The sequence below is a fragment of the Glutamicibacter sp. genome, assembly GCF_035257265.1.
Classification (GTDB): Bacteria; Actinomycetota; Actinomycetes; order Actinomycetales; family Micrococcaceae; genus Glutamicibacter.
In genome coordinates this window covers 1-3,511 of record NZ_DATEXC010000074.1, presented here as the reverse complement: position 1 = coordinate 3,511, position 3,511 = coordinate 1, and the positions used below count along the sequence as shown (strand labels likewise).

Below are 3,511 nucleotides of genomic sequence, written 5' to 3'. Positions count from 1 at the left end.
GTCGAGAGAGCAGGGCAGGGCGTAGTAACCAATGGTGTTAGTCTCTGACATACTATGAAATCATGCTAGTATTGTACAAACTCCATTCAGCGATCGAGAGCGGCACGAAGCCCGACGCGTAGGGCTGGAAACCATGCCACTGGACCAGCACATTGAAGAGCGCCATGGTGAAGGCGAGACGAGCGTGGAAATAGGCCCAGCCCCGGTGCATCACCTTCTTCAAGTGGCACACGACAGTCAGCATCGACAAGACTGTCTCGACGAGCATGCGATCCTCCCACGCGCCGCGCTGACACAATTTGAGGTTGGCAGGATCCCCCTCGGCGGCATGGAAGGCGGTATCACTCAAGACGATCATGCGTCCGTCAACCTGTCGAATCAGCCACTGGAAGGTGTTATCGGCGACATTGGCCGCTGCACAGTCCCACCCTACCACCAGGCCATACTGGTTTAACAGCAGACAGAGTTTGCCGCCGACAATCCAGCGATGGTTGGAGAGGCCTTTGCGACCAATCTGCTGGGGACTGCGGCCCTCGCGCATGGGGTGGATCAGCTCGATGCCGTAGGTGTCGATGACGCCGAGCACGGTCGGAGCGGCCAAGAAAGCCTGCGTCCAGTCCTGATGGGTCTTCAACAGACGAAAGAGCCGCGTGCGCTCGGGCAGGCGGGGAAACAACGGCCGATAGTCGCGCGTCAACCAGCGATAGAAGGGACGGTTGCCCACGCCTTTGAGGGCATGGAGCAGTCCCAAGGTGACCACCTCACTGGGCCAGAGATGCGCCTCAGGGTGTTTGGGGATGGTGCGCATCTGCTCATCGACCTCGTAGAATAAGGCGGTGATAAAATCGATGGTGGTGGTCATAGACTCCTCCGTTCCTGGCAGGGTTGCGCGCTTTCTACCAGCGTGGAGGAAGTACATGCCCATGACAATAAGGCCGGCAAGGACTATTGGGTTATTGGTTTGGCAGAGACTAACACCATCGGTTACTATGCCGTCATCATTCGCGTTGCTTTTTGTTTGACGTATCTAATATGGAGATAGGATAGCTCAGCATACTAACGGGTTGTGTACCTGAGCCCTGCGGATAAATCCCACAGGCTCACCCGTCGACTGTCACAGGAGCAAAAAGGCCTATGAGAGAGGGCTTTCATGGCCTCCCAGCGGCCCCCGAGCCCTGATGCCGCCCTCGACGCAGACCATACGGACGCACGTCGCCACCTCAGGCTCTCTTCCCTTGCCGCTTCCCACCACCCGGCTTGCTCACACCCCTGCTGGCTGGGGCCACGGTGGCACGCGATAGAGCAGCACTTCTTTCAGCGTCCACACATGATCGGTCAATCCGGCCGCCATCGCCGGTGTACACGGCTGCCACCGCTTCGCTGAGCCACTGCCCTTGGTCGACTCAGGCGCAGCCAGAGGCAAGCGTATGCTGGCATGCGGCAGGCAAAAGTTGTGGTAGCTTTGAAACAACACCAGATGTTGTCCCAAGCTGTCCTCGCCCTTGCAGAGCGTGTTGGCCCGACGGCTGACTGCAGCCACCCGCTGGCGCAGGTCCAGATTGAGCCTCTCGACAAAAGCCGTATTGATCTGCCAACCGCATGCCGACAGCACCTGCGTGACCCGGTCTATCGTCCCGAAGACCACCCGGTGTTTGACTCTCACAAGGCGTCTGCGCCGGTACGACTTCACCCCCTGCGCATAGAGCAGCTGGGGCAGGGGCATCCAGCGGGGTTTGGGCCTCGGGCCTGTGGCTTGGCGCCGTTCCGGTTGACTCCAAGAGCCAAAGTGCCTCAGCAAGGCGGTTCCATACTCCTTAAGGCCATCGGTCAAACAGAGCGGTACACAGCCCGGTGCTAACACCTGGACCACCTGATGCACCACGCGTTGGGCCATCGCCAGGGTGCGGGGTCCGATCTCAGTCGCCAAGAGCAGTTTGCTCTCCGGGTCGATCACCGTCCACACCCAGTGGCGAGAACGCTCCAGGCGCTTGATGGCGTTGTCTTCACTGATCTCGCCGTTGATGACGCCGCGCAACACCGCATACAACTCGTCAAGTTGCAACTGGTTCACGTGCACATTGCAGAGAAAATAGGCGGAAAAGGCCTTGAGCTGCTCCGCTGCTTCCACCAACCAGTGCAAGACGGTATTGGGGTCCACCTCGAACACGCGGGCGGTGGCGCGAATGCCCAGGCCCTCCGCCAAGCACGCCAGCACGTGGACAATGAGCTCCACCGCTGCTTGCTTGCCATGAAAAATCGTGCCGTGGTGCTCGGGAAAATAGCCGTCGCATGCGGTGCAGTGCAACTGACGCCAGGGGCCGCCACTGGGATGGCCATTGGCCCGCAGGTTGTTCAGCCCCGGCCAGCCGCAGTAGTCACAGCCCAGATGGGGACAGAAGTGCATGGACGTATCCACCGTCCGGGGGCGACGGTTGGTGGGCGGCATGGGATCGGGCCGTCGCAGAGACGCTGGAGCCGTATGCAGGGTCTCTTGGTCACACAACGCACAGTGAGGCTTTTGCGTCAGGCCCGCAAACGGTTTAGGCTCGGTGGAGCGTTTGCGCTTGGGCTGCGCTGGCACGGCTGGGGTGGTCAGACCCGGCTTAGACCAGGTGACATGCAACATGACGAAGAGCCATATGATGGCTAACAGAGCGAGTTGGTAGTAAAACAGGTGTGAGACCATGGCCTTGCCCCCTCCAAAACGGGTTGAGTTGGGGGCATTGTACCCGGTTTGGGGGCAAAATAATTATCCGCAGTGGTCGGGTACACGACCCGCCTATGATATGTTCGTCAGTTATGCGCACGCTGATGACGAAATCCCCGCCGGGGCCAGGACCGGTTGGGTAACAACGCTGGTCGAAGAACTCAACAAAGTGCTGCGGCGCAAGCTCGGTGGCAGCGGCGCAAGGATCTGGATGGACCACCAGTTGGCCGCCAACGCCAACGTCCTGGACACGCTCCTTGCGACCCTCAGGGGCAGCAGAATTTTGTTGCTCGTTATGTCGCCCGGTTACCACCAGTCCGTATGGTGTCAGCGGGAACTGGGGAATTTCCTGGCGCAGTCTGCAGCTGAGAAACACAAGGACAACGTCTTCGTCGTTGACTTCGAACCAGTGCCTCGTGAGGCATGGCACAGTGCGCTGCAAGTACTGACGAGCCTACGGTTCTGGGAGAGAGGGTTTACCGATCAGGCGCCGCGGCCTCTCGGTTTCCCCGTGCCAAAACCAGATGAGGATAACCCCTACTGGCGCAACGTGAACGAACTTGCCCACCTGATCGCAGAATACCTGAGGCAGCATGCTGCCAGGCCACCGGAATCTCGCGCCGCCATCCTGTTGGCAGAGACGACTGAGGACCTCCTCGATCACCGGGACGCGGTGGCTGTGTTCTTGCGTCAACAGGGGGTCGATGTGCTGCCGTCTGTCGACTACCCTCGCGATTCTCGCGCTGCCTTTGTCAGTGCTGTCCAGCGTGACTTCGCCCGATCTCTGGCTTTTGTCCAGTTACT

Annotated in this window: 3 protein-coding genes; 1 reads left to right on the top strand and 2 read right to left on the bottom strand. The window is 59.7% G+C overall.

All coding sequences use genetic code 11. From position 1 onward, the window contains the following. Positions 1-52: 52 nt before the first annotated feature. Both VJ369_RS19115 and VJ369_RS19110 read right to left on the bottom strand, forming a co-directional pair. Positions 53-862: a hypothetical protein gene (locus VJ369_RS19115; protein WP_324093575.1), complete on the bottom strand. Its 810-nt coding sequence runs from the start codon at positions 860-862 to the stop codon at positions 53-55. Positions 863-1,261: 399 nt separating this feature from the next. Continuing rightward, entirely contained in the window at positions 1,262-2,446 is a 1,185-nt protein-coding gene (locus VJ369_RS19110; RefSeq protein ID WP_324093574.1) for a hypothetical protein, read from the bottom strand. Positions 2,447-2,684: 238 nt separating this feature from the next. Between VJ369_RS19110 and VJ369_RS19105 the strand changes: the two genes are divergently transcribed. Continuing rightward, positions 2,685-3,511: toll/interleukin-1 receptor domain-containing protein (locus tag VJ369_RS19105; protein ID WP_324093573.1), on the top strand; the 827-nt coding region annotated here is incomplete at its 3' end.